1 protein-coding gene is annotated in these 1,088 nt (G+C 38.1%); it reads right to left on the bottom strand.

Annotated features, from left to right (window positions below; genetic code table 11):
- Positions 1-693: 693 nt before the first annotated feature.
- Positions 694-1,088, bottom strand: a 395-nt coding sequence (locus HMPREF1551_RS06025) for a site-specific integrase (protein WP_021628183.1), incomplete at its 5' end; no start/stop codon positions are given.

Raw genomic sequence — 1,088 nt, 5'->3', positions numbered from 1 at the left:
TTGAGCTTTACACGGAGCTGATAGACTTGGCAGTTTTTCAGATGTTCTAAGGGGCTTATTTCGTGAGACACGAATTTGGTTGCGATACAGGGCTCTTTTTTCATCTTGTTGCATTTTAGGAGTTTTATACGGCTTTACGGCTTGTTTGGATACGATACGCACAATTTTCGGCTTTTGGGTTGTCTTTTTGAAATTTTTTATTCGACAATGGGAGGAAAAGCGGTATTCGTTTCAAAAAACAATCTGTAAGAAGCGGCATTTTTCTCATATTTGACATTTTTTTTATTCGCTTAAAGGTCGGAATGAGCTGGTTTCGTTTCGAGTGCCATAAAAGGTCTGTGTTTAGCTTCTGCAAGGTTTTTCAAAAAAATACTACCCGCAGGACAACGGACAAGGGCTGGAGATTTTTTTGAAAACCCATCGGGCTTGACCTTGCAAGAAGCGTTAATAACACAGAAATACCTTTGCACTCGAACAACGAACCGCCATTACGTGCCTTAAGTGTTTAAAACAGGGAAAATAGGTAAGTCTTAATGACGTTTTTCTATTTGTGACAAACGAATACCCTTTTCCTTATTTGTTGAAGTCTTTTTCTCTTCTAATAGCTTTCTGTAAGGCAACAAAAAAATCCATTGACACATCTCTTTTTGAAATGTTATCAATGGATTTTAATTCTAAGAAGAAATTTGTTAGTTATCCTATCTTTAAATTCTTTAATCGTTCGGCAGCAATTTCCATATCCTTGCTGATTTTCTCATTGGTGATTTTAGCATAAATCTGGGTGGTTCTGATATTCTTATGTCCCATCATCTTGCTAACGCTTTCCAAGGGAACCCCTTCTGTTAAGAACAGAGTACCAAAGGTATGGCGTGCCCAGTGAAATGAAATGGGTTTTTCACGAATGATGTTGCAATCTTTCATCATCTTTTTAATCAGGAGGTTGCAATTAGCATTGGAGGGCGTAGGAAACAGTGCCTCTGTACGAGTTGTACCCTCATATTTTTCAATAATTTTCTCGGCTATATCCAACAAACGTACATTACAGGGTACATCGGATTTCTGACGGCGTTTGATAAGCCATTTGTTGC

Source organism: Capnocytophaga sp. oral taxon 863 str. F0517 (assembly GCF_000466425.1).
In the GTDB taxonomy this organism is placed as follows: Bacteria; Bacteroidota; Bacteroidia; order Flavobacteriales; family Flavobacteriaceae; genus Capnocytophaga.
Note: the sequence above shows the minus strand (reverse complement) of the source record. Positions and strands in the feature narration are given on the sequence as shown.